We start from the raw sequence: 25,434 nt of genomic DNA on the forward strand, positions 1-25,434 counted from the left end.
CGCCTTAATGACGGGCCTGACCGGAGAACCAAATGAATTATGCGGGTCAGTGACCCCTGCAGTACTATATAGGTAAACTGTGTGTATTTACAACAAGGAAGGAAATCCTCCCCTCTGGAAGCACCGGCGCAAGAAAGTCCGGAGCTACAACGTCAGACCGGGCAGATCGAGCCCGTTGGCGCGGGCACATGCAATCGCGCTTTCATAGCCGGCGTCGGCATGACGCATGACGCCCGATGCCGGATCGTTCCACAACACGCGTTCAAGTCGACGCGCCGCCTCTTGCGTTCCGTCGGCGACAATGACCATGCCGGCGTGCTGCGAATAGCCGATCCCGACGCCGCCGCCATGATGTATCGAGACCCAAGTGGCCCCGCTGGCACAATTGAGCAGCGCATTGAGCAGCGGCCAGTCCGACACTGCATCCGAGCCGTCGCGCATAGCTTCGGTTTCGCGGTTCGGGCTCGCAACCGAGCCGCTGTCGAGATGATCGCGGCCGATGACGATCGGCGCCTTCAGTTCGCCGCGCGCCACCATGCCATTGAACGCCATGCCGAGCCGGTGGCGATCACCCAGACCGACCCAGCAGATTCGTGCCGGCAGCCCCTGGAACTTGATCCGTGCTTTCGCCATGTCGAGCCAGTTATGGAGATGCTTATCGTCCGGCATCAGCTCCTTGACCTTGGCGTCGGTCCGAAAAATATCTTCGGGATCTCCTGATAGCGCCGCCCACCGGAACGGGCCGACGCCGCGGCAAAACAGCGGACGGATGTAGGCCGGTACGAAGCCGGGGAAATCGAACGCGTTCTTCAATCCCATGTCCTTCGCCATCTGGCGGATGTTGTTGCCATAGTCGAGCGTGGGAATACCTTGCGCGTGGAAATCCAGCATGGCCTGGACATGACCGACCATGGAGGTCTTGGCCGCGACTTCAACCGCTTTCGGATCGGCCTCGCGTTTCGATTCCCACTCGGCAAGCGTCCATCCCTTCGGCAAATAGCCGTTGATCGGATCGTGCGCGCTGGTCTGGTCGGTAACGATGTCCGGCCTGACGCCGCGACGGACCAGCTCTGGAAAGAGCTCGGCGGCATTGCCAAGCAGGCCGACGGAAACCGGCTTCTTGTTCTGCTTCGCCTCCGTCATGATCGCGAGCGCCTCGTCAAGCGAGCTTGCCTGTCGGTCGAGGTAACCCGTGCGCAACCGCATCTCGATGCGGCTCGGTTGGCATTCGATCGCGAGCATCGACGCCCCGGCCATGGTTGCGGCGAGCGGCTGCGCGCCGCCCATGCCGCCGAGACCCGCCGTCAAGATCCACTTGCCCGCGAGGTTGCCGCCGTAGTGACGCCGCCCGACCTCGACAAACGTTTCGTACGTCCCCTGCACGATGCCCTGGCTGCCGATGTAGATCCACGATCCCGCCGTCATCTGGCCGAACATCATCAGCCCCTGCTTGTCGAGTTCATTGAAGTGATCGAGCGTCGCCCAGTGCGGCACCAGATTCGAGTTCGCGATCAGCACGCGCGGCGCATCGGCATGGGTGCGGAAAATTCCGACCGGCTTGCCCGACTGCACCACCAGCGTCTGATCGCCTTCGAGCTTGCGCAGCGAGGCGACGATTCGGTCAAAGCTGTCCCAGTCGCGGGCGGCCCGGCCGATTCCGCCATAGACGACGAGTTCGCTCGGCCGTTCGGCAACGTCGGGATCGAGATTGTTCATCAGCATTCGAAGCGGCGCTTCCGTCAGCCAGCTCTTGGCGCTGATCTCGGGCCCGCGGGGCGCCCGGATGATGCGGTCGTTGTCCAGTCGGCGGTTCATGACAAAGAGCCTCTCTCGGCAAGGATTGGAAACGGGTTACTCTCAAGCACCGACATAGCGGCCGTCGGCAACGCGCCGGCCTCAACCAGCGCCGTTGCCTTCGCGAGATCGTCGGCCATGTAGCGATCGCTGCCGAGCGCCGGCACCTGCTCGCGCAATACAGCAATCACGGCAGCCAGTGCGGGACTGGTCGAATGCGGTGCGCGCAGCCCAATGCCTTGCACCGCAACCAATAGCTCGATGCCGAGGATGGTGGCGAGATTGTCCGCCATGTCCGACAAGCGGCGCGCCGCGTGTGCGGCCATCGACACGTGATCTTCCTGGTTGGCGCTGGTCGGCGTCGAGTCGATCGAACAGGCCGCGGCGCGCTGTTTATTCTCCGCATAGAGCGCGGCTGCCGTCACTTCAGCGATCATGAATCCGGAGTTGAGGCCGGGATCGGGGGTCAGGAACGGCGGCAAGCCGAAGTTGAGCGCGGGATCGACAAGGGTAGCGATGCGTCGCTCGCTGATCGCCCCGATCTCGGAGAGTGCCAGCGCAATCTGGTCGGCTGCAAAGGCGACCGGCTCCGCGTGAAAATTGCCCCCCGAGACGATCTCTCCGGTCTCGACCAGCACCAGCGGGTTATCCGTGACGGCGTTGGCTTCGATCGTCAGCGTGCGGGCGGCTTGCGTCAGCAGATCGAGCGCAGCGCCGGCGACCTGGGGCTGGCAGCGCAGGCAATAGGGATCCTGCACGCGCTCGTCGCCCTCCAAATGCGACATGCGGATATCGCTACCCTCAAGCAACGCCGTCAGTGCCGCGCCGGCGGCGATTTGCCCGGCATGCCCGCGCAGTTGCTGGATCTCGGGACGAAACGGCGCCGTCGAAGCCATCGCGGCGTCGACCGACAACGCGCCCGTCACTAGCGCCGCACTGGCCAGGCCATGGGCGCGCAACAAACCGGAAATGGCATAGGCGGTCGAAAACTGCGTTCCGTTGATCAGCGCGAGGCCTTCTTTCGGACCGAGCGCCACCGGCGCAAGACCGGCGGCGGCCAGTGCATCGCGGGCCGGCACAACGCTTCCGCCGACCAGCGCCTGCCCCTCGCCGATCATGACCGCCGTCATATGCGCAAGCGGCGCCAGATCGCCGGAAGCTCCGACCGATCCCTGCTGCGGCACCAACGGACAAATGCCTCGCGCTAGGATGGCCTGGAGCTGCTCGATGATTTCGCGGCGCACGCCCGATGCGCCTCGTCCGAGCGAGACGATCTTCAGCGCCATCATCAGACGAACGATCGGCTCCGGCGTCGGCGGCCCTACGCCGCAGCAATGCGACACAATGAGATTGTGCTGCAGCAGCGCCGTCTGGTCGGCAGCAATCCGTTTCGAGGCCAGTTTTCCAAATCCGGTATTGATGCCGTACGCTGGGGCTTCCGCACGCGCGGCCGCGGCGACAATCGAAGATGCAGCTTCAACGCGCGACCAGAACGACGGATCGAGCACGACCGGAGCCCCGGCCAGGACTTGCGCCAGATCGTCGAGGCTGACCTTTCCAGGCGAAACCACAATGGGGGCGTCGGGGCGGCTCACTGTCCCCTCCACACCCGGCTGTGCAACGGATTAAAGCCGATCCGGTAAACGAGCTCGGCCGGCCGCTCGATCTCCCAGATCACAAGATCACACCATTTGCCCGCCTGAAGCGTTCCTGTCTCACCGAGAATTCCGAGTGCGCGCGCACCTTCCCGCGTTACGCCAGCGAGGCATTCGGCAACGGTCAGCCGGAACAGCGTTGCGCCCATATTCATTGCCAGGAGAAGCGACGTCAGCGGCGAACTGCCGGGATTGCAGTCTGTCGCAAGTGCCATGTTGACGCCGTGGGCGCGGAATAGTTCGATCGGCGGCTTCGTCGTCTCGCGAATAAAATAGAATGCGCCCGGCAGCAGTACCGCCACCGTCCCTGCTCGCGCCATTGCCGCGGCGCCGGCATCATCGGTGTGCTCCAGATGATCTGCCGACAAGGCCGAGAATTCCGCGGCAAGCGCGGCGCCGCCGAGGTTCGACAACTGATCCGCATGCAGCTTGACCGGCAATCCAAGCCCCTTTGCCGCGCGGAACACCCGTGCCGTTTGCTCTCCCGAGAACGCAATGCCTTCCATGAAGGCATCGACGGCATCGGCCAATCCGGCCTGCGCCACCGCCGGCAACATCTCGCGGCAGACAAGGTCGATATACCGATCCTTGTCACCGTCAGCTTCCGGTGGCGTCGCGTGCGCGCCGAGAAACGTCGTCTTAATGGCGACCGGCCGCTTATCACCCAGCGCACGCGCCGCCGATAGCTGACGCATCTCGGTTTCGGTATCGAGCCCGTAGCCGGATTTGATCTCCAGCGTCGTCACGCCCTCGCCGATCAGGGCATCGAGCCTTGGCAGCGCGTCGGCAACAAGCTCGGCCTCACTGGACGCCCGCGTCGCCGCGACCGTGGAGACAATGCCGCCGCCGGCGCGCGCGATCTCTTCATAGCTCGCTCCCTGCAGCCGCAGCTCGAACTCGTGGGCGCGGTTTCCGCCAAAAACCAGATGGGTGTGACAATCCACCAATCCCGGCGTGATCCAGCGCCCCGCGCAATCGATCCGCTCGGCCACATCAGCGTCCAATGGAAAGTCGGAACGGCTACCGACGAACGCGATGCGTCCGTCGCGCGCCGCGACCAAGCCGTCCTCGATCACACCGAGCCCGGGCATATCCTCCCGAACCGTGGCGAGCCGGGCGTTGAGCCAGATTCGATCGAAGCGGTCGGCCATGCAGCTCTCCTTCAGCGGCAGGAGCTTGACGTATCTATATGTCTATACATAAAATCGCGTGGGTGTTCTGTCCAGCCGGTTTCGAAACATGTCGACACTGCATTTCGCATCAGCGCTGCTCCCTTCGGGGTGGGCCGATGACGTGCAGGTGGGGGTGACGGACCAGACCATCACCAAGGTTACGGCCGGCGTGGCGCCGGGACCGCAGGACGAGCGCTACAAGCTGGCGATTCCGGGCATAGCGAGCCTGCATAGCCATGCGTTCCAGCGGGGCATGGCGGGGCTCGCCGAAACGCGCGGCAATTCCGCGGATACGTTCTGGACATGGCGCGAGACGATGTATCGCTTCGCACTCGAAATGACGCCAGAAGACGTCGAAGCCGTCGCCACGCTGCTCTATGTCGAGATGCTCGAGCAAGGCTATACGCGCGTCGGCGAATTCCACTATCTCCATCACGACCACAACGGCGCGCCCTACGCCAACCCTGCGGAGATGGCGACGCGAATTGCGCGGGCCGCCGAAATCTCCGGCATCGGACTGACGCTGCTGCCGAGTTTCTATGCACACAGCTCGTTCGGCGGGGCGGCGCCACATGCCGGCCAGCGCCGGTTCATCTGCTCGGTCGATCAGTTTGCTAAACTAACTGACGCCACACGGACAGCCGTCCGCACGCTGCCCGGAGCCAATATCGGCATCGCCCCGCACAGCCTGCGCGCCGTGACGCCTAACGAATTAGCGGCCATCGCGCCATTGGCCGAAGCCGGGCCGATGCATATCCATGCCGCCGAACAGACCAGGGAAGTCGAGGAATGCATCGCCTGGTCGGGCCGGCGGCCGGTTGAGTGGCTGCTCGAACATGCGCCCGTCGATCAGCGCTGGTGCCTGATCCATGCGACCCATATGACCGAAGCGGAAACCACCGCGCTGGCAATAAGCGGTGCGGTCGCCGGACTTTGCCCGGTCACCGAAGCGAGCCTTGGCGACGGCATTTTTCCGGCTCGCGAATTCCTCGATGCCAGCGGGCGGTTCGGCATCGGGACGGACTCCAACGTGCTGGTCGGCATCACTGACGAACTGCGTCAGCTCGAATATGGCCAGCGCTTGAAACACCGCGAGCGCAACGTGCTGTCCGGCGGTCCCGGCCTGTCGACCGGCCGCGCGCTGTTCGACGCCGCGCTTACCGGCGGCGCCCAGGCGCTCGCAACGCCAACTGCTGGCCTCCAGGCCGGTGCACGCGCCGACATCGTGACTCTCGACACTACCCATCCCTCGCTCGCCGGGCGTCGCGGGGATGCCGTCCTCGACGGCTGGATTTTTGCAGCAGGCGCAAGTGCCGTCGACACTGTCTGGGCCGGCGGCGCCAAAGTCGTCGAGAAAGGACTTCACCGACTCCGCGAGAGCGCGCGCGACACGTTCAACGCAGCGGTGCGGAGGCTAGTGGCATGAGCCTCGCTACCGATCGCGGTAAACTCCAATCGGCCGACAAGCCGACACTGTACAAGCAGATCCGGATCGACATCGAGCGCCGCATCCTCACCGGAGAATGGCCGCCCGGTCACCGCATCCCGTTCGAGCACGAGCTGATGTTGCGCTATGGCTGCTCGCGCATGACGGTGAGCAAGGCGCTGTCGGAACTTGCGCAAGCCGATCTCATCGAGCGGCGGCGCAAGGCCGGCAGTTTCGTCCGCCGCCCCACATTTCTGTCAGCGGTGCTCAAGATCGCCGACATCCGCGCCGAGATAAACGCACTTGGCCGCAGTTACGGCTATGAGTTGATCCAGTGCTCGCGGCGCACTGCAAACGCCACCGACCGCGCCCGCCTTGGCGCGGGGAAAGCCGGAAAGGTGATCGCGATTGCATGCCGTCACAGCGCCGACGGCGTGCCATTCGCCATCGAGGACAGGCTGATCGATCTCGACGCCGTGCCCGAAGCGGCTGCGGCGGATTTTGCGGCCGAGCCGCCCGGCTCGTGGCTGCTGCACCATGTGCCATGGACGGAAGCCGAGCATTCGATCAGTGCCATCGTGGCTGACGAACAGGCTGCGGCGGCGCTGGATATCGCGATCGGCGCCCCCTGCCTGGTGATCGACCGGCATACCTGGCGCAGCGCCCGGCCGCTGACGACCGTGCGCCTGCTCTATCCGGGCGAGTCCCATAAACTGATTGCTCGCTTCAAGGGCGGCTTGGAGGGATAGCAATGCGCGCGATATCTGGCACAAGCTATGCAGCAGTTTTGGTAACAGCTTCGCCGCAACCAGACCAGTCGATGAACCAGCAAAAGGGATACAGCCATGCGTAATTTTGGAATTTTCGCGGCAAACGGCCGCTCTCCTGGTGGCCGCACCGGCCGCCGCCCAGGACGTTAAGGTCGGCATCGGCATTTCCGGATGGACCGGTTTTGCCCCGCTCACGCTCGCAAATCAGGCGGGCATCTTCAAGAAGAACGGTCTCGATGTGACGATCAAGAAGATCCCGCAGAAGGATCGCCATCTCGCCATCGCGTCGGGCGACATCCAATGCGCGGCGACCACTGTCGAGACCTGGATATCCTGGAATGCCAATGGCGTCGCCACCAAGCAGATCTTCCAGCTCGACAAGAGCTACGGCGCCGACGGCATGGCAACGCGAAACAATATCGCCTCGATCAAGGACCTCAAGGGCAAGACGGTTGCCGCGTCCGCGCCCGGCACCTCGCCCTATTTTGCTTTGGCCTGGATGCTCAAGAAGAACGGGCTTTCGGTCAAGGATGTCACGATCGTGAATCTGGAGCCGGCGGCGGCAGCGCAGGCATTCGTCTCGGGCCAGAACGATGCGGCCATGACCTATGAGCCTTACCTCTCGACGGTGCGCGCAGCACCCGACAAGGGCAAGATCATCGCCACCACGCTCGACTATCCGATGGTCATGGACACGTTTGGCTGCACGCCGAAATTCCTGACTGAAAACCCGAAAGCCGCCAAGGCGCTGGCCGACAGCTATTTCGAGGCGATCGCCCTGATCGAAAAAGATCAGGCTAAGTCGTACGAGATCATGGGTGCCGACGTAAAACAGTCCGGCGAGCAATTCGGAAACTCGGCCAAATTCCTGCGCTGGCAGGACAAAGCCGCGAACCAGAAATTCTTCGCGGGTGAATTCCTGACCTTCAACAAGGAAGCTGCAGAGCTGTTGCTCGAGATCGGCATCATCAAATCGGTTCCGAAGATCGACGACCTCTACGACGCGAGCTTCATCAAGTAGTTTTGTGCGTGCCGCGCCAGTCCCGCTTTCGGTCATGAGAGCGGGACGACGGCGATCACCGCACAGCTTTTTAGGATATGCCTGTGATACGTCCCCTGGATCCCGTGACATCGAGGCAGCGCGCGGCCTATGGCCTGGCGTTCTTCGTGCTTTTCGTTGCCGTGTGGGCTTGGGCAACCTTCGGCGGCTACGTCTCGAAGACGTTTCTCGCCAACCCGCTGACGATGCTGCAGGAAGGTTGGGAGCTGCTGACAAAGCACGGCTTCCTGTTCGACATCGGCATGACGATCTGGCGTGTCGTCGGCGGCTTTGTGCTGGCGGCCATCATCGCCGTGCCGCTCGGCGTTCTGATGGGGGCCTACAAGCCGATCGAAGCTTTACTGGAGCCGTTCGTCTCGTTCGCACGTTACCTGCCCGCCTCGGCCTTTATCCCGCTGTTGATCCTGTGGGCGGGCATCGGCGAACTGCAGAAGCTCCTGGTCATTTTCATCGGTTCGGTTTTCCAGATCATCCTGATGGTCACAGTGACGGTCGGAAACACCAGGCGCGACCTCGTTGAAGCCGCGTACACGCTGGGCGCCAGCGACCGCGGCATCATCAACCGGGTGCTGCTGCCCTCCTCCGCGCCCGAGGTCGCGGAGATCCTTAGGCTCGTACTCGGCTGGGCGTGGACCTACGTCATCGTAGCCGAGTTGATCGGCTCATCGTCGGGCATCGGCCATATGATCACGGACAGCCAGGCCCTGCTCAACACCGGCCAGATAATCTTCGGCATCATCGTCATCGGTCTGATCGGGCTGGTGTCGGACTTCCTGTTCAAGGCATTCAACGCCTGGCTGTTTCCGTGGAAACTGGCATGACCGAGCTGAAAATCGATCAGGTCGCCCGCACCTTCCCCGCGCGCCAGGGGCATGCGCCGACACGCGCGCTGGAGCCGATCGACCTCAACGTCGGCAACAATGATTTCGTCACCATCCTCGGCCCGTCGGGCTGCGGAAAATCGACGTTGCTGCGCATCGTCGCCGGGCTTGACCGGCCGACCAGCGGCCGGGTCATTCTTGATGGGCAAGAGGTGGCTGGCCCTGGCGCCGATCGCGGCATGGTGTTTCAGTCCTACACGCTGTTTCCATGGCTGACCGTGCGCGAAAACATCGCGTTTGGCCTGCGCGAGCGCGGGATTTCCGAAGCGGATCGCGGCAAGATCGCCGACGGCTTCATCCAACGGGTCGGCCTGTCGGGCTTTGAGAATCATTGGCCGAAGCAACTCTCCGGCGGCATGCAGCAACGGACGGCGATCGCGCGGGCGCTGGCCAACGATCCAAAAATCCTGTTGCTCGACGAGCCGTTCGGCGCGCTCGATAATCAAACCCGCGTGCTGATGCAGGAAATGCTGCTCGGCATCTGGGAGCGCGAGCAGAAAACCGTGCTGTTCGTCACCCATGATATCGAGGAGGCGATCTTCCTTGGCAGCCGCGTGATCGTCATGAGCGCCCGTCCGGGCCGTATCAAGGCCGAGATCGCGGTCGATCTACCCCACCCGCGATCCTACAAGATCAAGACCACACCCGAATTCGTCAGCCTGAAGGAACGGCTTGTCGAAGAGATCCGCGCCGAGGCGTTGAAGGTTGCGGTTCATGCCTGACGATCGAGCACTGCGAAATCCGCTCCGGATGCGGTGAAATCAGTCCCGAATTTTGCTACGCTGATCCCAGCTTAACAACGTCAACTGGAGCCGCTGGATGCGATCGCATCCATCACTCCTGATCGCCCTCGCGATTGCGCACTTCCAACGCAGTGCGACGTTCCGCATCCCCGACAGGGAGACAGCCCATGGTGAAACCGTTTCCGTCGAAAACCCACATCGGCAACCACATGCTGCATCCGGAAACGCTGATGCTGAACTACGGCTACGATCCGCAACTGTCGGAAGGAGCCGTCAAACCACCGGTCTTCCTGACCTCGACCTTCGTCTTCAGGACTGCCGAAGACGGACAGGACTTCTTCGATTACGTTGCGGGCCGGCGCGAGCCGCCCGAGGGAATGGGCGCCGGTCTGGTTTACTCGCGGTTCAATCACCCTAACAGCGAGATCGTCGAGGACAGGCTGTCGGTGTACGAGCGCGCCGAGAATTGCGCGCTGTTCTCTTCGGGCATGGCCGCGATTTCGACCACAATCCTGGCCTTCGTCCGCCCTGGCGACGTCATTCTGCACTCCCAGCCACTGTATGGCGGGACGGAGACCCTGTTTGCGAAGACGCTTGCGAACCTCTCCATCGGCGCGGTCGGCTTCTCCGATGGCATTGACGAAGCGGCGGTCAGAGCGGCAGCGGGTGACGCCATGCGCAAAGGCCGGCTTGCGATGATTTTCATTGAGACACCGGCCAATCCCACCAATGGCCTGGTCGACATAGCGATGGTCCGCCGGATCGCCGAGATGATCGGCCAAACCCAGGGGAGTACGCCGATCATCGCATGCGATAATACGTTGCTCGGACCGGTGTTTCAGCGACCGATCGAACACGGCGCAGATCTTTCGCTGTACTCGCTGACCAAATATATCGGCGGTCATTCCGACTTGATCGCAGGCGCTGCGCTCGGTTCAAAGGCGCTGATGAAAGAAGTCAAAGCGTTGCGAGGCGCGATTGGCACCCAACTAGACCCCCATTCGTGCTGGATGATCAGCCGGTCGCTTGAAACATTGGGCATCCGCATGGAGAAGGCTGACGCGAACGCGCGCCTTGTCGCAGATTACCTGCGCGACCAACCAAAAGTGGCAAAGGTCCATTACCTCGGTCACCACGATGAGGCATCGCCCGCCGGCCGCCTGTTTGCCAGGCAATGCACCGGTGCGGGCTCCACATTCTCCTTCGATATTGTCGGCGGCCAAGCCGCCGCATTCAAATTCCTGAACGCGCTGCAGATCTTCAAGCTGGCCGTGAGCCTGGGCGGCACCGAATCGCTTGCCAGCCTGCCCGCTAGCATGACCCACTCCGGCGTTCCGGCTGACATCCGCCAAAAAATAGGCGTTCTCGACTGCACGATCCGGCTGTCGATCGGCATCGAGCACCCATCCGATCTGATCGCTGATATCGCACATGCCTTGAACGCGACTTAGCCGCACGCCCGCTTCGAAAACAGCGGACGAACGACTGCGAGGTGGTTCCCATCCGGGAGCGCTGTAAGCAATTGCTCTGCCGACAAGATCGATTTAGCGTGCAATGAAAAGACGACCGGGTGGAAACACAATGGCGCGTATCAAGACAACCGAGGCCGGACTCTACCGGATCCCCCTGCCCGTTACCCTCTCCGACAGCACGCACGGCGAACTCAAAGCCTTCGAACTGGTGACATGCCGTGTCCGCGATTCGGACGGGGCCGAAGGGGTCGGCTATACATACACCGTCGGCCGCAATGGCGGCGCGATTGCCGACATCCTCCGGCGGGAGATCCCCGAACTGATCGAGGGCCGCGAGGCCGATGACACCGAAGCCATCTGGCATCACGTCTGGTGGAGCCTGCATTACGGCGGGCGCGGCGGACCACCGGTGCTTGCGCTCTCGGCGCTCGATATCGCCCTGTGGGACCTGAAGTCGCGCCGCGCCAACCTGCCGCTGTTTCGCATGTTAGGCGGCTTCGACGCCTGCGTGCCCTGCTACGCCGGCGGCATCGACCTCGATCTGTCCATCGAGCAGCTTGTGAGGCAAACCGACGACAATCTCGCCAAGGGCTTTCGCGCCATCAAGATGAAGGTGGGCCGCCCCGATCTCGCATCCGACGTCGCACGCGTGCAGGCGATGCGCCAACATCTTGGCAATGGCTTTCCCCTGATGGCGGATGCCAACATGAAATGGACGGTGGAGGAAGCCATCCGCGCGGCACGTGCGCTGCAACCATACGATCTCACCTGGCTCGAAGAGCCGATCATTCCCGACGATATTGCCGGTCACGCCCGCATCATGGCTGCCGGCGGCGTCCCGATCGCGGCCGGCGAAAACCTGCGAACGCCCTGGGAGTTCAAGAACTATATCGCGGCCGGCGCGGTGTCCTATCCGGAGCCCGACGTCACCAATTGCGGCGGGGTTACGGCCTTTATGAAGATCGCGCGGCTGGCGGAAGCGTTCAATCTACCGGTGACCAGCCACGGCGCACATGACGTTACCGTGCATTTGCTCGCGGCGTGTCCGAACCGCTCCTATCTCGAAGCCCACGGATTTGGGCTCGATAGTTACATCGAGCACCAGCTTGCCCTCCAGGAAGGCATGGCATTGGCGCCGACGCGGCCCGGCCATGGAATCGCATTCGACTGGAAAGGGTTGGCGCAGCTCGCAACGTAACGGGTCAGGCTAGCCGGCGACGCGGTGCTGATCGCACCGGTCTGCCCGCGAACCCTTGCAAAGCGGGTTCTGCATGACGGCCGGCAGGAAAAATTGGCAGTCCGTGAGGGGCGGCCCCGCTTTCGTCCAAAATTGAGTGCAAAGACAACACGTTGTGAATTCGATCTGGCGTGCTTTCTGATAGCGTCCGCTAGGCGCCTGTCTCGCCGCGCCGTCCTGTAAACACGGATAAATGTTTAAGCAGGAGGATGGCCCACCAAAATTCAAAGCAAATCGTACAATTCAGCCAGCGGTTGCCAAGCGAGGCCGGCTCTCCGGCCACGCGATCAAACTCGTAAAGCAACGGCGTTGAGCGGTTGGGAAATATGTTCTCGCTCACGTCGAAGAAACATTCAGCAGCTTATGAAGAGCGAGGAACGATCATGATCAAGGTGAAGATCAATAGCCAGGAGCATAGCTGGGACGGCGACCCGGACCTTTCATTACTCTGGTTTCTGCGCGATGAGGCCGGCTTGACGGGCACCAAATACGGGTGCGGCCAGGCGCTGTGCGGTGCCTGCACGGTTATCGTGGACAAGCAGGCCGTCCGCGCCTGCATCACCTCGGTTTCCGACGTGGTCGGCCGCGAGGTCACGACAATCGAAGGCCTTCATCCGGCCGGGGATCACGCGGTCCAGAAGGCCTGGCGTCAGCTTAATGTCCCGCAATGCGGCTTTTGCCAGGCCGGCCAGATCATGCAGGCCGCGGCCCTGTTGATGGAAAATCCAAAGCCCAATCACGACCAGATACGCGAAGCGATGGCGGGCAACATCTGCCGTTGCGGCACTTATCAACGCATCGAGAAGGCCGTGCATCTCGCATCGACGGGGGTGTAACCATGAATATCCTCACCAATCCCAACAAGCTCCGTGGCTTCGAACGGCACATCAAGGTCGACAACGTTTCACGCCGCAGTATCTTGAAGGGCCTCGGGCTGGCCGGCGGTTTTGTGCTCGCCGGTCCCGTGATGTCACGCCCCGGCTTTGCTGCGTACCAGACCGGTGCGGACAAGATGCCGCACGGTACCGTGGTGAACCCGCGCGTTTTCGTTTCTATCGCATCCGACGGAACAGTGACGATCGTCGCGCACCGCGCCGAGATGGGAACGGGTGTCCGCACCAGCCTGCCGATGATCGTCGCCGAAGAGATGGAAGCCGACTGGTCGCGCGTTCGCGTCCAGCAGGCGCCTGGCGACGAGGTCAAATTTGGCAACCAGGATACCGACGGATCGCGCAGCACGCGGCACTATCTGATGCCGATGCGCCAGATCGGCGCTTCGGCCCGCACGATGCTCGAAACCGCAGCGGCGAAACGTTGGGGCGTGCCAGCGACCGAAGTGAAGGCGATCAATCACGAGGTCGTCCACAATGCGAGCGGACGCCGCATCGGCTTCGGCGAGCTGGCAGCCGATGCCGCCAAGGAGTCGGTGCCGAGTGTCGAAGGCCTGAGGCTGAAAGACCCAAAGGATTTTCGTTATCTGGGCAAAGGCCAGATCGGCATCGTCGACGGTCGCGACATCACGGTGGGCACCGCGCGCTACGGCGCCGACGTCCGCCTGCCCGGCATGAAATATGCCGTCATTGCCCGGCCGCCAGTGACCGGCGGCAAGGTGGTCTCGTTCGACGGAGCGGACGCGATGAAGGTTTCCGGCGTCGAGAAGGTCATGGAAGTGAAGGGTTGGCCGTGGCCTTCAAAATTCCAGCCGCTCGGCGGGGTCGCGGTGATCGCACGCAACACCGGCGCGGCCATCAAGGGCCGCAACGCGTTGAAGATCGTCTGGGACGATGGCGCCAACGGCAAATACGAGTCGGTCGCCTACCGCGCCGAACTGGAGCAAGCCGCACGGAAACCCGGCCTGGTGGTACGCAAGGAGGGCGACGTGGAGGCCGCCTTGAAGGGCGCCGACAAGGTGATCGTCGGTGAGTATTACGTGCCGCATCATGCCCATGCCAGCATGGAACCGCCGGTCGCGGTCGCGGACGTCAAGGGCGACAAGGCGGAGATCTGGGCACCGGTGCAAAGCGCGGGCGGAACGCGCGAAGACGTCGCCAAAACGCTCGGCATTCCCCAGGAGAATGTCACCGTCAACGTCACGCTGCTCGGCGGCGGCTTCGGGCGCAAGTCGAAGTGCGATTTCGCCCTCGAGGCGGCACTGCTTTCAAAGGAGCTCGGGGCCCCCGTCAAGGTGCAATGGACGCGGGAAGACGACGTTCGCAACGGCTTCCTGCACACCGTCTCGGTGGAACGCATTGAGGCTGGCCTCGACAAGAACGGCAAGGTGACGGCTTGGCGGCATCGCAGCGTCGCGCCGAGCATCGCCTCGACATTTGCCGCCGGTGCGCTGCATCAGGCGCCGTTCGAACTTGGCATGGGGCTGGTCGACATGCCCTTTGAGATCGCCAACGTCCAGTGCGAGAATCCGGAAGCGGCCGCGCGTACCCGGATCGGCTGGTTCCGCTCGGTGTCGAATATCCCGCGCGCCTTTGCGGTGCAATCGATGGTGGGCGAACTCGCCCATGCCACCAACCGCGATCAAAAGACCATGCTGCTGGAGCTGATCGGCTCGCCCCGGATCGTCAAGCTCGATTCGGTAAAAGACCTCTGGAACTACGGCGAACCCTATGACAGCTATCCGATCGACACGGCACGTCTTCGCAAGGTCGTTGAGCTGGTCGCGGACAAGGGCGGTTGGGGACGGTCTGTGCCCAAGGGCCACGGGCTCGGCATTGCCGCGCACCGCAGTTTCGTCAGCTACATCGCAACCATTGTCGAGGTAGCTTTCGACGACAAGGGCAAGCTCACCGTGCCCCGGGTGGATACCGCGATCGATTGCGGAACCCACGTCAATCCGGAGCGAATCCAGGCGCAGATGGAAGGCGCTGTAATCATGGGCATGAGCTTCGCCAAGTATGGCGAGATCACTTTCAAGGACGGCAAGGTGCAACAGGGCAATTTCGACGATTTCCCGGTAATTCGGATCGACGAATCCCCTGCTGTGACCAACGTCTATATCGCGCCTGCCGACCCCGACACGCCGCCCAGTGGCGTTGGCGAGCCAGGGCTGCCGCCCGTTGCGCCGGCGCTGATCAACGCGATCTTCGCCGCGACCGGCAAGCGCATCCGCGCCCTGCCGATCGGCAAGCAACTTGAAGCCTGAGGCGGGTTAGCCGGTTGCAGCAAAAGAGCGGCGGCATCTCGTCCGCCGCTCTTCTTTAGATTATCGCCAGTTACTTCTTGACGGCGAATACCCAGACGACGCCGCCCTGCGGCACGTTATTCTCAAGACCGACATTGTTCTGGGTCACCAATGAGTCCTGGATGCGCTGGGCGTCCACGCCCCACCCGGACTGGATCGCGATGTACTGTGTCCCGTCGACTTCGTACGCGACCGGCATGCCCACGATGCCGGAATTGGTCTTCTGCTCCCAAAGCAGTTCGCCTGTCTTGGCATGAAAGGCGCGGAACATCCGGTCGTTGGTACCGCCGACCAGAACGAGATCACCCGCGGTCGCCGTCACCGAACCAAACAGCTGCGATCTGGGGAAATTATGCGACCAGACCTTCTTTCCCGTGCCCGGATCCCAGGCCTGCAGCTCGCCAAAATGAGTGGCGCCGGAGCGAACCTTCAGGCCGATATCTTCGGGCTTGGTCCCGAGCCAAAGCTGACCGGGAACCAACGGCACCTTCTCGCCGGTAAAGCCGCCGCAGAAATTCTCGTTGGCCGGAACATAGACAAAGCGGGTCTTCGGACTATAGGCCGCCGACGGCCAATCCTTGCCGCCCCATAATGACGGACAGAAGTCAACCCGCTTGCCCATAACTGGCTTGTGAGCCGGATCGACAATCGGCTTGCCCGTCTCGGGCTCAATGCCCTTCCAGACGTCGGTATAGACATAAGGCCAGCCGGCTACATACTTGATGCTGTCCGGCTTGCGCTCGAGTACCCAGAAGATCGCGTTGCGTCCCGGATGGATGAGGCCCTTGAAGATGCGTCCATCCCTCTGCACGTCGACCAGCATTGGTGCTTCCACCTCGTCCCAATCCCAGGAATCGTTTTGATGGTACTGGAAATAGGTTTTGATCTTGCCGCTATCCGGGTCGAGCGCTAGCACCGAGGTTGTGTAAAGATTGTCGCCGGGGTGAGTATCTCCCGGCCACGGTGCGGCGTTGCCAACGCCCCAGTAAATGGTCCTGGTGTCGGGATCGTAGTTGCCCGTCATCCACGCAGAGCCGCCACCCGTTTTCCAGTCGTCGCCGCTCCACGTTTCGTTGCCAGGCTCGCCTTTTCCGGGAATGGTGAAGGTCCGCCACAACTCTTTGCCGTCATTGGCATCATACGCGACGACATAGCCCCGCACGCCGAATTCACCGCCGGCAGCACCGACGATAACCTTTCCGTCGACAATCAGCGGCATCAGAGTCAGGTACTGACCCTTCTTGTAGTCCTGGACTTTGGTATCCCAGAGGACCTTGCCCGTTTTGGCATCGAGCGCGACCACATGGTCATCCGTTGTAGCCAAGTACAGCTTGTCTTGCCACAATCCCACCCCGCGGTTGGTCGGGTGCAATTGGAAGAGATCGTCGGGGAGCTGGCGTTTGTAACGCCAGTACTCATCGCCTGTCTTGGCGTTGAGGGCGATCACCTGACCCATTGGGGTCGCGACGAACATCACGCCGTTATTCACGATCGGCGGAGCCTCGTGCCCTTCAATCACGCCGGTGGAGAAGGTCCACGCCGGTACCAGGTCTTTCACGTTCGAGGTATTGATCTGGTCGAGCGGGCTATATCCCTGGCCGTCATAGGTTCGCCGATAGAGCATCCAGTTGCCGGGTTCCGGGTTCTTCAGGCGATCGGCTGTCACCGGAGTGTATTTCTCAATCGGGCCGGCAAAGGCACCGATTGAAAACAGGCACGTGGACGCGACAAAGCTCGACAATAGCCATTGCTTCATGGTCATAGACGCTACCTCCCGTTTGTTTCTTCATCTTTCTTGGTGGTTGTGCGGCATTTGATGCGGGCTGCGATCACCCTCCTTGCTGTGCTCCTACCTTTCCAACGAATGTTCCAGCGACGGTGAGCGAACCGTCAGCTATCGCCAACGGAAGTGCCGCAAGGCGTCGAGGCGCCGGTCCAAACACCACTTGCGCGTTTTGCCGGGGGTCGAACTCGGAATTATGGCAAACGCATTTGAGCACGTCTTTTTCGCCCTGCGCCGCCTTCCCCCAGGCAGTGATAGGGCACCCGGCGTGGGTACAAATCACCGAATACCCAACGATGCCGTCAGCCGACCTCGCGCGCGTGTCGTCATCAAGTTCGGCCGGATCAAGTTTTACGACCACCACCTCATTCAACCGCGAACCTTTTCGGACCACTGAAGTTTTGGGATCCTTTGGCCAGGCGCGAACGAACGGTCCGCCAACGTTCAGGTCCTGCGGCTTGATGACCTCATCCGCATGATCGCCCTCGGCGAAGACCAGGACGTCGGCTTTTTGCGGTCGCAGGTCGCTGCCGGGCTGGTCCTCCTCGGCAGCGGACGGTCTGGGCGCTGCTGCGTGCACCGCAGTGGCCAGAGCGGTCAGGATGATCGTGCGCCGGGTCTGATCTGAAGGCGATGACATTTTCGTCTCGCGTTCTGCATTGATGCCATCGGGAGATGGTGTAGTGCGTAAGTGGATTCAGATATCACAAACTGAAAGGCCGAATCCGCCCAAAAAGAGGCAGCGGACAAATTGTCACGTGCGGCCTTCTGTTTTCACACCACTCGGTTTGTCTGACCAAATCGCAGCAAATTGCATTTTGCCGTGTTCCAGGCGCTGCGCGAGATCGGCAAGCCTTCGCCGCCCGAAAGCGGGAAGTCAGTTCGAACGCACCTCGCGTTCGGTATTGGTCTCTTCGACGCAGCAACGACGACAGCCATGCTCGCGGCAAGAGGAATGGACGCGGTGGCGGCCAGCCGGACTGCCACGAGTCTATTGGGCCGGGTCGTCGCTGGTCAGTTCACCCCGATCGCCTTCGACATGGCGTTCAATGCAGTCGCCTGTGATCGCCGCGCCCGTGCTGGTCATCATCAACATCGGATTCTCCCGATACACGAAAATGCACGCGGCGCGATCTCCTTGCTCCACATCCATCCTCTACCAGACTTTAGTCGGCGAGCCCTGCCCTCGCGCTTGCCCATCCACACGTTTGCACTGCCACAAGCGCCCCATGACGAGCATGCGCGCAGGTTGACTTCTCGCCGTATTCTCCAAATACTTGACTGAAAACCCGGAAGAACCAGTCCCGGCGATAATAATAATTCAGTGGGAGGACACGATGCCGACTTCACGCAGAACACTGCTGAAGACTTCTGCGGCGGCCGCCGCTGCATTCAGCTTCGATTGGACCCGCGCGCAGGCGCAAGCCGAGACGGTGCGCATCGGCCTGATCTACGACTTGACCGGCCCCTTTGCCGCGGGCGGGTCGGTCGCCTCCTCGATCGGCGCGCAGATGGCCATCGATCTCGTCAACGAAAAGGGCGGCATCGGCGGCAAGTACAAGGTTGCCCCTGTCGCTGCCGATTCCCAGAGCAAGCCGGATGTGGCGATCAATGAGGCCAATCGCCTGATTGACCAGGAGAAGATCGACATCATCAACGGCGTCTATGCGAGTTCGCACGCGGTCCCGCTCTCGGCCAAGGTCGAGCAGCAGAAAAAGATTCTCTGGATCACGACTGCGGTTTCGACTGCCGTCTTCAAGGACAAGAACCTGCAATACGTCTTCCGCGCACAGATTCATTCCGATCAGTATGGCCAGGCCTTTGCGAGCTTCATCAGCGAGCACGCCAAAACCAAGCTCGGCATGGAGCCCAAGGACGTCAAGGTCGCGCTGATTCACGAGGACGGCCCTTACGGGGTCGGCGTCGCCGTGGCCGACGAAGCCTATGCGAAGGAGGCCGGCCTGCAAGTCGTGCTCAAGGAAGGCTATTCTGCGTCCGCCCCCGACCTCTCGGTGCTGGTGACCAAGATCAAGCGCGCCAGGGCTGATGTGATTTCCCATGCCGGATACAATCCGGACATCACTCTGTTCCTGCGGCAAGCGCGCGAGAACGGCCTCAAGTTCAAGATGCTGTTCGGCGCCGGCGCAGGCTACAGCCAGCTCGACAAGTTGCGCGCGACCTTCGGCGCGGACATCGACAATTTCTGCAACATCGATCCGGTGCCGGCGCAATTGCTTGATCCCGCGAAACTCGCGCCCGGCATCGGCGATCTCACCAAGGTCATGGTCGCCCGCTACAAGGAAAAAACCAGCGCAACCGACGTTCCGCCGCATTGCTCGATGGGTTTCAACCAAACCTGGATCCTGCTCAACAACGTGCTGCCCGTGGCCAAGGAGAAATACGGCGGCTTCGATCCCGAAGCGGTTCGCAAGGCGGCGCTCGACGTGGACATCCCGCCGGGCGGCACTATCCAGGGCTATGGCGTGAAATTCTATCGGCCCGGCACGCCGCTCTCCGGGCAGAACGAGCGCTCGACGCCGGTCGTGATGCAAAATGCCGGCGAGCATATCTCGGTGGTCTGGCCCACCAATATCAGGACGCGGGATCCAGTGTTCCCGCTGCCGAAGTCATCGGTCTACGCGGCGTAGAACGTTCGGGGCTTCATCCTTTCGAGACGTGCGCGTTGCGCGCTCCTCAGGATGAGGTATCGCATCGCGCAAGCTCCCAGACCCTAATGGTGAGGAGCCGCGAAGCGGCGTCTCGAACCATGTGGCGGGCGCGCCACGATCGGATCATTCGCTAGCGGCTCACAACGTGACGCGCCGTCCCTCCTCAGCCGCCCAATAGCCGGCGTAGTTGACCTTGATCGTCTCGAAGGCCAGCGCCAGATCGGAGAGCGGTTGCCGGCCGCCGGCGACGCACTCCATGAAGTCCTGGATTTCCTGCGTATAGCCGCGCGTCCATTCCTCCTCGAGGCAGACATATTGCCAGCCGGTCTTGCGGTCGACCTTTTCGGTGATATAGACGCCGGCGAGCTTCTCCTCACTGGTCTGGTAACTCATCATGTGCGTGTTCGGCGTGATGTTGGCGAACAGCGAGCCGCCGCTGGTATAGGTCTCGATCAGGTTGCGGACGCCTCCCATGATCATGTCGCCGGAAAACACCGTCGCCTTGGTGCCGTCGGAGAAGGTCACCGTGAGCGTGCCCCAATCCTCGACGTCGACCGGATTGGCCTTGATGTAGGTGCGCTCCTCCGGTTTGAGGATAGCCGTGACATTGCCGACGTCACACGTCACGCTCGCAACGCTGATCGTCTCTCCGCGCGCCTTCGCCTCAACCTGCTTGAGATAAAGCACCGCCGAAAGCGGATGACATCCCATCCGGATCAGCGAGCCTCCGCCGGTCAGCGCCCACTGCGCGGCGTGCGCCGCATGCGAGCCGGAGTGGCTCTCCTCCCCCTTCATGAACAAGATCTTGTCTTTCGTGGCCTTGAGTATCTCGGCGGTCTTGGTCACCGCCGGCGCGTAAATCCAGTCCTCCGCATACATGAAGAGCTTGCCGGTCCTGTTGATCGCCGCGCGGGTCTCCGCCATTTCGTCCAGCACGCGCTCATACATTAATGCCTTCGGCACGTGCTTGCCGATCGGCGCCTTGTCACCATCCCGGCCGAAATAGCCGGCGAACGGCTTTTCGCAGATAACGTGTTTGCCGGCCTGCATCGCATCGACAATCATTGAAGTGTGCAAATTGGGCGGCGTGCAGATGTCGATCACATCGATCTCGCCGTCGGCGATCAGATCGCCAAAGCTGCGATAGACCGCCGGGATCTGGTGACGATTGGCAAACTCGAGGACATAACTGCCCCTCGCTGCAACAGCCCTGACCTCGACATCCACGCCATAAACGCGCCGATAGGCATGCATGTGCAGCTCGGACACGAAGCCGCAGCCGGCCAGACCGATCCTGATTTTCGCCATTGCAGATACATCCCAGGTTGTCGTTGATCGGGATCGTACAACAGGGAACCAGGGCACGTCACTCTCGCCGACAGCGATGCCGCTCACATGTGCCGGCCCGCGGCTGGCTTGATAGGCTCACGGACATCATACCGCTTGCGAGCTCGACATGCACCAAACGTGCGGCCGCCCGACGGTGGGCTCAGCTATGTAGACGCTCCAGCTTCCGTACAAAGCCGGAGTCCGTATGACGCCCTTCATATTCGTCATCGATTTCCTTCAGGAGGCTGTCGCCTTTCTTAGGCTCCACAGCAAGCAATATAGCGTCGATCTTGGCCTCGATCCGGTCCTCGCCCTCCTTGGATTGCGGCGAGCCGACGTGCAGCAGAATGGCCAGACCGGCAACCTGCCAAAGCAACTGCAAAAACTCAGATTGCCAGTTCTCCAGCATGTCACGCATCATCTGCATGGTGTAGTCGCTGATTTCAACTGGCTGCTTGAGAGCAAGCTGCTCGTTTGCGTAGGCATACCAACCGAATATCCAGTGACCGGTCAGCGTAATCAGAAATAAAGCCCCAGTAACCCAGGCGAACCCGTACCGCGTCCAGATCGATCTCCGAGCCATATCATGCTCCTGCTTCGCGTTTGCGAGCCATGAACGCCGCATCTCTCAATTCCGTTTTGTTCCGTAAGTTCCTTTAGTGGTGCTGCTGCGCCAAGCGGCGCCGCGCGATGGGGGAACATCTTTGGGAACTTGGACTTGATGGTTTGAAGCCCGTTGAGGGCGATAAGCCAGGCCGTTGAACGTCCGGATGACCAGTCCCGCCATCGCGAGCGCTACTGCCGTTCTCTTGACTGGGGCGGCGGTGCTTTTGGCTTACGATCTCAGTCATTTCTCGACCCATATGGTGCTGCATATCGCATCGATGAATATCATCGCGCCCTCAGTCGCCGCGTTGATCGTTACCCGCCGGCTATCGGCGGCACCCGACCGATCTGGCTTTGGACCGCGACTTTCCTTCAGATTGTTCTGCTCTGGACGAGGCATTCCCCCGCGGTCCATGACCTTCTCCTCCGGTCTGCGGCGGCTGGTTTGACGTTCCACGCAGCTCTATTGCTGGCTGCGCTCTTCTTCTGGTTGTCCCTGCTGACCACTTCCGCCGCGTCGCGGTGGCAGACAATTCCAGCGCTTCTGCTTACTGGAAAGCTGACATGTCTGCTTGCGGCGCTGCTCATCTTCGCGCCGAGAACACTCTATAGGTTCTCAGGCCATCTTGCTGACGCTCCTGGACATGTCTCATTGCATCACGCGCTGGAGGATCAACATCTAGCCGGCCTGCTCATGATCACAGCCTGTCCACTCAGCTATCTGGTCGCGGCCGTGATCATCACCGTGCAGTTAATAACACGCGCGGAAGTATCCGCGGCTCCCATGCCGGACGGCAGGCTCCCCATCGGCCGCTAGCGATGCCCCTTGTTTCACGCCCACGCCTGATACGAACCATCCGTTTCATTCTCTATGGCCTGATCGCAACCGTGCTCGGCGGCTTTCTCTTCGCATGGTCCGGTCTTTACAGCGTTGCGGCAAGTCGGGGCCACTTCGCGCTGACAACGCCATTCTTACATTCGGAATGCGCAATCCCGGCCTGCTGGGGCTTCTCCTCGTGCACGGATTTCCGAGGCTTGCAGGATGAGCGACACTATCAAGCCATCCCTTGGCACTCTTCTGCAGGTGCTTGCTCCGCCCCTTATCTGGTTTCTGCATCTGACTACCGTCTACGCCACCGAAGCGCTGATCTGCATTGGACCAGTGGCCGCAGCGGCTACCATGATGGCCTGGACGATTACTCTTGCCACTGCCGCAGCTTTAACCGCCCTCCTCCTGACGGCATGGACGCTCCATCGCGGTAATACCCGGCCTAGCCAGAGTCTCGGCAGCTCTCGGTTCCTGCGTGGCGTATCACACCTTCTGATCCTGCTTTCGCTTCTTGGGATCGCGTGGACGATCCTGCCGACTATCTTCCTGCCCACTTGCGCATAGATTCCCAGCCCGTTTCTATCTGCTATTGCTGCTTCGGGCGGCGCCCTTACGGCGCATCAATGCGGCGAAGAGATCGGCCAAGCCGAACTGCCAGGGCTCGCAATCGCCGCTGTGACGCATCCGGTTGGTCAGCCGGCCTAGTTTCGGCGTGGCGACCGTCACCAAATCGCCTTCGACATGCGTGAACCCCTGTCCCTTCGCGGCACGATCCTGGATCGGCGCGAACATCGTGCCGAGGAACAGCACAAAGCCGTCGGGATATTGATGGTTCTCGTTAATCGTCTGCCCGACGATGTCGGCCGGGTCGCGGCTGATCTGAGTCAGCGAGGATGCGCCGTGCAGGACGAAGCCTTCTGGCCCCTTCACCTCCAGCGAAATTTCCATTCTCCGCACGTCATCGAGCGTGAAGCTCGCGTCGAAGAACCGCACGAACGGCCCGATGGCGCAGGAGGCGTTGTTGTCCTTTGCCTTGGACAGGAGCAGCGCCGAACGCCCCTCGAAGTCGCGCAGATTGACATCGTTGCCGAGCGTGGCGCCAACGATGCGCCCATCGCTCGCCACCACCAGCACGACCTCCGGCTCCGGATTATTCCAGGTCGATTTCGGATGCAGGCCCGCATCCACGCATGTACCGACCGCCGACAGCACGGGCGCCTTGGTAAACACCTCGGCGTCTGGCCCGATGCCGACCTCGAGATACTGGCTCCAGGCGTTCTGGGAAACCAGCACGTCCTTCACATGCTGCGCTTCGGCCGAGCCCGGCTTCAGTTGCGACAGGTCGGTGCCGACGATCCGCGTCACCTCGGCCCGGATCGCCTCGGCCGAATCCGGATTGCCGCGTGCCCGCTCCTCGATCACTCGCTCCAGCATCGACACGGCGAACGTGACGCCGGCAGCCTTGATCACCTGCAAATCGATCGGGGCGAGCAGCCATGGCCTGGTCGGATCGCGGGTGTCGGGCGGCGTGTTGTCTAGGAGATCCTGCAGTACGCCAAGGCGCTCGCCACGCGCGGCGCGCAGCGCCCCGGCCGGATCGGCAGCAGCGGCAAGCTCGCTGGCGGTGGGGAAGTCCTCGGTGATGTCGAACACGCCGTCCTGGCGGATCGCGACCACCGACGGGCCGGCAAGATCGGGACGCCAGACGCGCCCCATCAGCGCGGCACCGGCGAAATCGTCGGGCAGAATGAAGGCGGCGTCTGTGACGATTGGCATCGTGGGAATCCTCGCGAGCAATTATGCGGTCAGCACCGTCCTTAGAAGGGAACCGCTCAATGGGTCAACACCTCCCGGGGATTGTCCGTCTCCAGCATCCCGGCCGCCATGACGGGCCACCGCACCGCAGCATGCAAAATCAGACGATCGGTCAAGTGCCGCCGATTGCACGCCGTGCAACAACCATGTCGCATGGCGACTGCGCGAAGACTTCGATGTCTGGGAATTAGGCGCGGCACTCACCGCCAGCCCGATTGCCGAACGACTGGAGGCCGGCAGGCCTGCTCACCTGTCGGCCCAACGGAAAGGCATAGGACCGCCTCGCCGTACTCTCAGAGCGCGGTTGCGCCGACGGCGACCGCCATCAGCGCAACTTTGGTATCGCGCGAGCTCAGGCTTGCGCCCGCTCCAGGCCGCCCTGTTCAAGCTGCCTTGTTCAAGCAGCCCTGGCCTTGGACTTGGCTACGTGGCTCGAGATCGCATCCATCAAGGGCGGCGACAGACAATCATATGGCTCCAGTCCGAGTTCCTTCAGCCGAGCCCTGATGCCATCCATCTCACTCGGCTGAACACCGGACTCCAGCACGGACGACACGAACGCGGCAAACCCAGGAGCTGCCCATCCGCCTTCCTGGAACAGTTCGGGATGGATGAAGTCGAGCCCGTAGAACGGATGCCCCGTGTTCTCGATCCGGCCGTACATATGCGTACCGCAGGCCTTGCAGGCGTAACGCTGAATTGCCGCCGCCTGGTCGACGATCTGCAGCTTGTCGCCGTTCTCAACTACCTTCACATTGTCGCGCGGGACGACGGCGACGACGGAGAAGATCGCCCCTTCGGGCTTCCAGCATTTGGTACAGCCGCAGGCGTGGTTGTGGGCCACGTCGCCCTTGATGGCGACCTTGACCGGCTTGTCTTGGCATTTGCAGACCAGGGTGCCGCCGGCGAAGTTGCCAGTCCCCTGCTTTACGCCGCTGTCAATCGATGGGTGGATATGAACAGTCATAGGCCTATCCTCCTTGTGCTTGAAGTTCCC

General features: G+C 61.8%; 21 protein-coding genes and 1 pseudogene. 13 read left to right on the forward strand and 9 right to left on the reverse strand.

From position 1 onward, the window contains the following. Window positions 1-144: 144 nt before the first annotated feature. Genes hutU through hutI form a run of 3 tightly spaced genes read right to left on the reverse strand, consistent with a single transcriptional unit; the run spans window position 145 to window position 4,600 of the window. Window positions 145-1,815 (reverse strand): urocanate hydratase, encoded by a 1,671-nt coding sequence (gene hutU / locus V1278_RS27085; RefSeq protein ID WP_334382808.1) that lies wholly within the window; start codon window positions 1,813-1,815, stop codon window positions 145-147. Then, window positions 1,812-3,389 (reverse strand): histidine ammonia-lyase, encoded by a 1,578-nt coding sequence (gene hutH, locus V1278_RS27090; protein WP_334382809.1) that lies wholly within the window; start codon window positions 3,387-3,389, stop codon window positions 1,812-1,814. The genes hutU and hutH overlap by 4 nt, the downstream gene beginning before the upstream one ends. Continuing rightward, window positions 3,386-4,600 carry an imidazolonepropionase gene (gene hutI, locus V1278_RS27095; RefSeq protein WP_334382810.1) on the reverse strand — a complete coding sequence of 405 codons (1,215 nt, stop codon included), beginning with the start codon at window positions 4,598-4,600 and terminating at the stop codon, window positions 3,386-3,388. Before hutI ends, hutH begins: the two co-directional genes overlap by 4 nt. An 88-nt stretch (window positions 4,601-4,688) precedes the next feature. Between hutI and V1278_RS27100 the strand changes: the two genes are divergently transcribed. The 9 genes from V1278_RS27100 to V1278_RS27140 all read left to right on the forward strand — a co-directional run bounded on the left by V1278_RS27100 (window position 4,689) and on the right by V1278_RS27140 (window position 15,367). Further along, window positions 4,689-6,047: a formimidoylglutamate deiminase gene (locus tag V1278_RS27100; RefSeq protein WP_334382811.1), complete on the forward strand. Its 1,359-nt coding sequence runs from the start codon at window positions 4,689-4,691 to the stop codon at window positions 6,045-6,047. Next, window positions 6,044-6,796 carry a histidine utilization repressor gene (gene hutC, locus V1278_RS27105; protein WP_334382812.1) on the forward strand — a complete coding sequence of 251 codons (753 nt, stop codon included), beginning with the start codon at window positions 6,044-6,046 and terminating at the stop codon, window positions 6,794-6,796. The genes V1278_RS27100 and hutC overlap by 4 nt, the downstream gene beginning before the upstream one ends. Window positions 6,797-6,932: 136 nt before the next feature. Beyond that, on the forward strand, window positions 6,933-7,838 hold the full coding sequence (locus V1278_RS27110) for an ABC transporter substrate-binding protein (protein ID WP_334384268.1): 906 nt from the start codon (window positions 6,933-6,935) through the stop codon (window positions 7,836-7,838). A gap of 86 nt (window positions 7,839-7,924) precedes the next feature. Beyond that, window positions 7,925-8,698, forward strand: coding sequence for an ABC transporter permease (locus V1278_RS27115; protein WP_334369245.1), 774 nt, complete (start codon window positions 7,925-7,927; stop codon window positions 8,696-8,698). Next, window positions 8,695-9,480, forward strand: coding sequence for an ABC transporter ATP-binding protein (locus tag V1278_RS27120; RefSeq protein ID WP_028350860.1), 786 nt, complete (start codon window positions 8,695-8,697; stop codon window positions 9,478-9,480). Before V1278_RS27115 ends, V1278_RS27120 begins: the two co-directional genes overlap by 4 nt. Window positions 9,481-9,668: 188 nt before the next feature. Next, window positions 9,669-10,952 (forward strand): cystathionine gamma-synthase family protein, encoded by a 1,284-nt coding sequence (locus tag V1278_RS27125; RefSeq protein WP_334382814.1) that lies wholly within the window; start codon window positions 9,669-9,671, stop codon window positions 10,950-10,952. A 130-nt stretch (window positions 10,953-11,082) separates the two neighbouring features. Next, a complete protein-coding gene (locus V1278_RS27130) occupies window positions 11,083-12,171 on the forward strand; it encodes a mandelate racemase/muconate lactonizing enzyme family protein (RefSeq protein WP_334382815.1) in 1,089 nt (362 codons plus the stop codon). Window positions 12,172-12,593: 422 nt separating this feature from the next. Continuing rightward, on the forward strand, window positions 12,594-13,046 hold the full coding sequence (locus V1278_RS27135) for a (2Fe-2S)-binding protein (RefSeq protein ID WP_334368084.1): 453 nt from the start codon (window positions 12,594-12,596) through the stop codon (window positions 13,044-13,046). A 2-nt stretch (window positions 13,047-13,048) separates the two neighbouring features. Further along, window positions 13,049-15,367: a xanthine dehydrogenase family protein molybdopterin-binding subunit gene (locus V1278_RS27140; protein ID WP_334382816.1), complete on the forward strand. Its 2,319-nt coding sequence runs from the start codon at window positions 13,049-13,051 to the stop codon at window positions 15,365-15,367. A gap of 70 nt (window positions 15,368-15,437) precedes the next feature. Here V1278_RS27140 and V1278_RS27145 read toward each other — a convergent pair whose 3' ends face one another. Both V1278_RS27145 and V1278_RS27150 read right to left on the reverse strand, forming a co-directional pair. Further along, window positions 15,438-17,168 (reverse strand): methanol/ethanol family PQQ-dependent dehydrogenase, encoded by a 1,731-nt coding sequence (locus V1278_RS27145; protein WP_334382817.1) that lies wholly within the window; start codon window positions 17,166-17,168, stop codon window positions 15,438-15,440. 67 nt (window positions 17,169-17,235) lie between these two features. Then, window positions 17,236-17,829 (reverse strand): QcrA and Rieske domain-containing protein, encoded by a 594-nt coding sequence (locus tag V1278_RS27150; RefSeq protein ID WP_334382819.1) that lies wholly within the window; start codon window positions 17,827-17,829, stop codon window positions 17,236-17,238. A 282-nt stretch (window positions 17,830-18,111) separates the two neighbouring features. Here V1278_RS27150 and V1278_RS27155 point away from each other — a divergent pair. Then, a pseudogene (locus V1278_RS27155) lies at window positions 18,112-18,442 on the forward strand (hypothetical protein); the annotation flags it as partial. 84 nt (window positions 18,443-18,526) lie between these two features. Continuing rightward, window positions 18,527-19,837 (forward strand): ABC transporter substrate-binding protein, encoded by a 1,311-nt coding sequence (locus V1278_RS27160; RefSeq protein ID WP_334382820.1) that lies wholly within the window; start codon window positions 18,527-18,529, stop codon window positions 19,835-19,837. Between the two features lie 159 nt (window positions 19,838-19,996). Here V1278_RS27160 and V1278_RS27165 read toward each other — a convergent pair whose 3' ends face one another. Both V1278_RS27165 and V1278_RS27170 read right to left on the reverse strand, forming a co-directional pair. Continuing rightward, complete coding sequence (locus V1278_RS27165) at window positions 19,997-21,166, reverse strand: Gfo/Idh/MocA family protein (RefSeq protein ID WP_334382822.1); 1,170 nt, start codon at window positions 21,164-21,166, stop codon at window positions 19,997-19,999. Window positions 21,167-21,347: 181 nt separating this feature from the next. Then, a complete protein-coding gene (locus V1278_RS27170) occupies window positions 21,348-21,812 on the reverse strand; it encodes a DUF6766 family protein (protein WP_334382823.1) in 465 nt (154 codons plus the stop codon). Between the two features lie 111 nt (window positions 21,813-21,923). Here V1278_RS27170 and V1278_RS37045 point away from each other — a divergent pair, with 111 nt between their 5' ends. Together V1278_RS37045 and V1278_RS27175 are read left to right on the forward strand one after the other, a co-directional pair. Then, entirely contained in the window at window positions 21,924-22,610 is a 687-nt protein-coding gene (locus V1278_RS37045) for a cytochrome c oxidase assembly protein (protein ID WP_442893727.1), read from the forward strand. 225 nt (window positions 22,611-22,835) lie between these two features. Beyond that, window positions 22,836-23,186 (forward strand): hypothetical protein, encoded by a 351-nt coding sequence (locus V1278_RS27175; RefSeq protein WP_334382824.1) that lies wholly within the window; start codon window positions 22,836-22,838, stop codon window positions 23,184-23,186. A gap of 15 nt (window positions 23,187-23,201) precedes the next feature. On the opposite strand, the gene V1278_RS27180 is transcribed toward V1278_RS27175, so the two are convergent. Further along, window positions 23,202-24,398 (reverse strand): fumarylacetoacetate hydrolase family protein, encoded by a 1,197-nt coding sequence (locus V1278_RS27180; RefSeq protein ID WP_334382825.1) that lies wholly within the window; start codon window positions 24,396-24,398, stop codon window positions 23,202-23,204. A 436-nt stretch (window positions 24,399-24,834) separates the two neighbouring features. Next, entirely contained in the window at window positions 24,835-25,404 is a 570-nt protein-coding gene (gene gfa, locus V1278_RS27185; RefSeq protein ID WP_334382826.1) for an S-(hydroxymethyl)glutathione synthase, read from the reverse strand. Between the last annotated feature and the right edge of the window lie 30 nt (window positions 25,405-25,434).

The sequence above is a fragment of the Bradyrhizobium sp. AZCC 1577 genome (genome assembly GCF_036924575.1).
GTDB lineage: Bacteria > Pseudomonadota > Alphaproteobacteria > Rhizobiales > Xanthobacteraceae > Bradyrhizobium.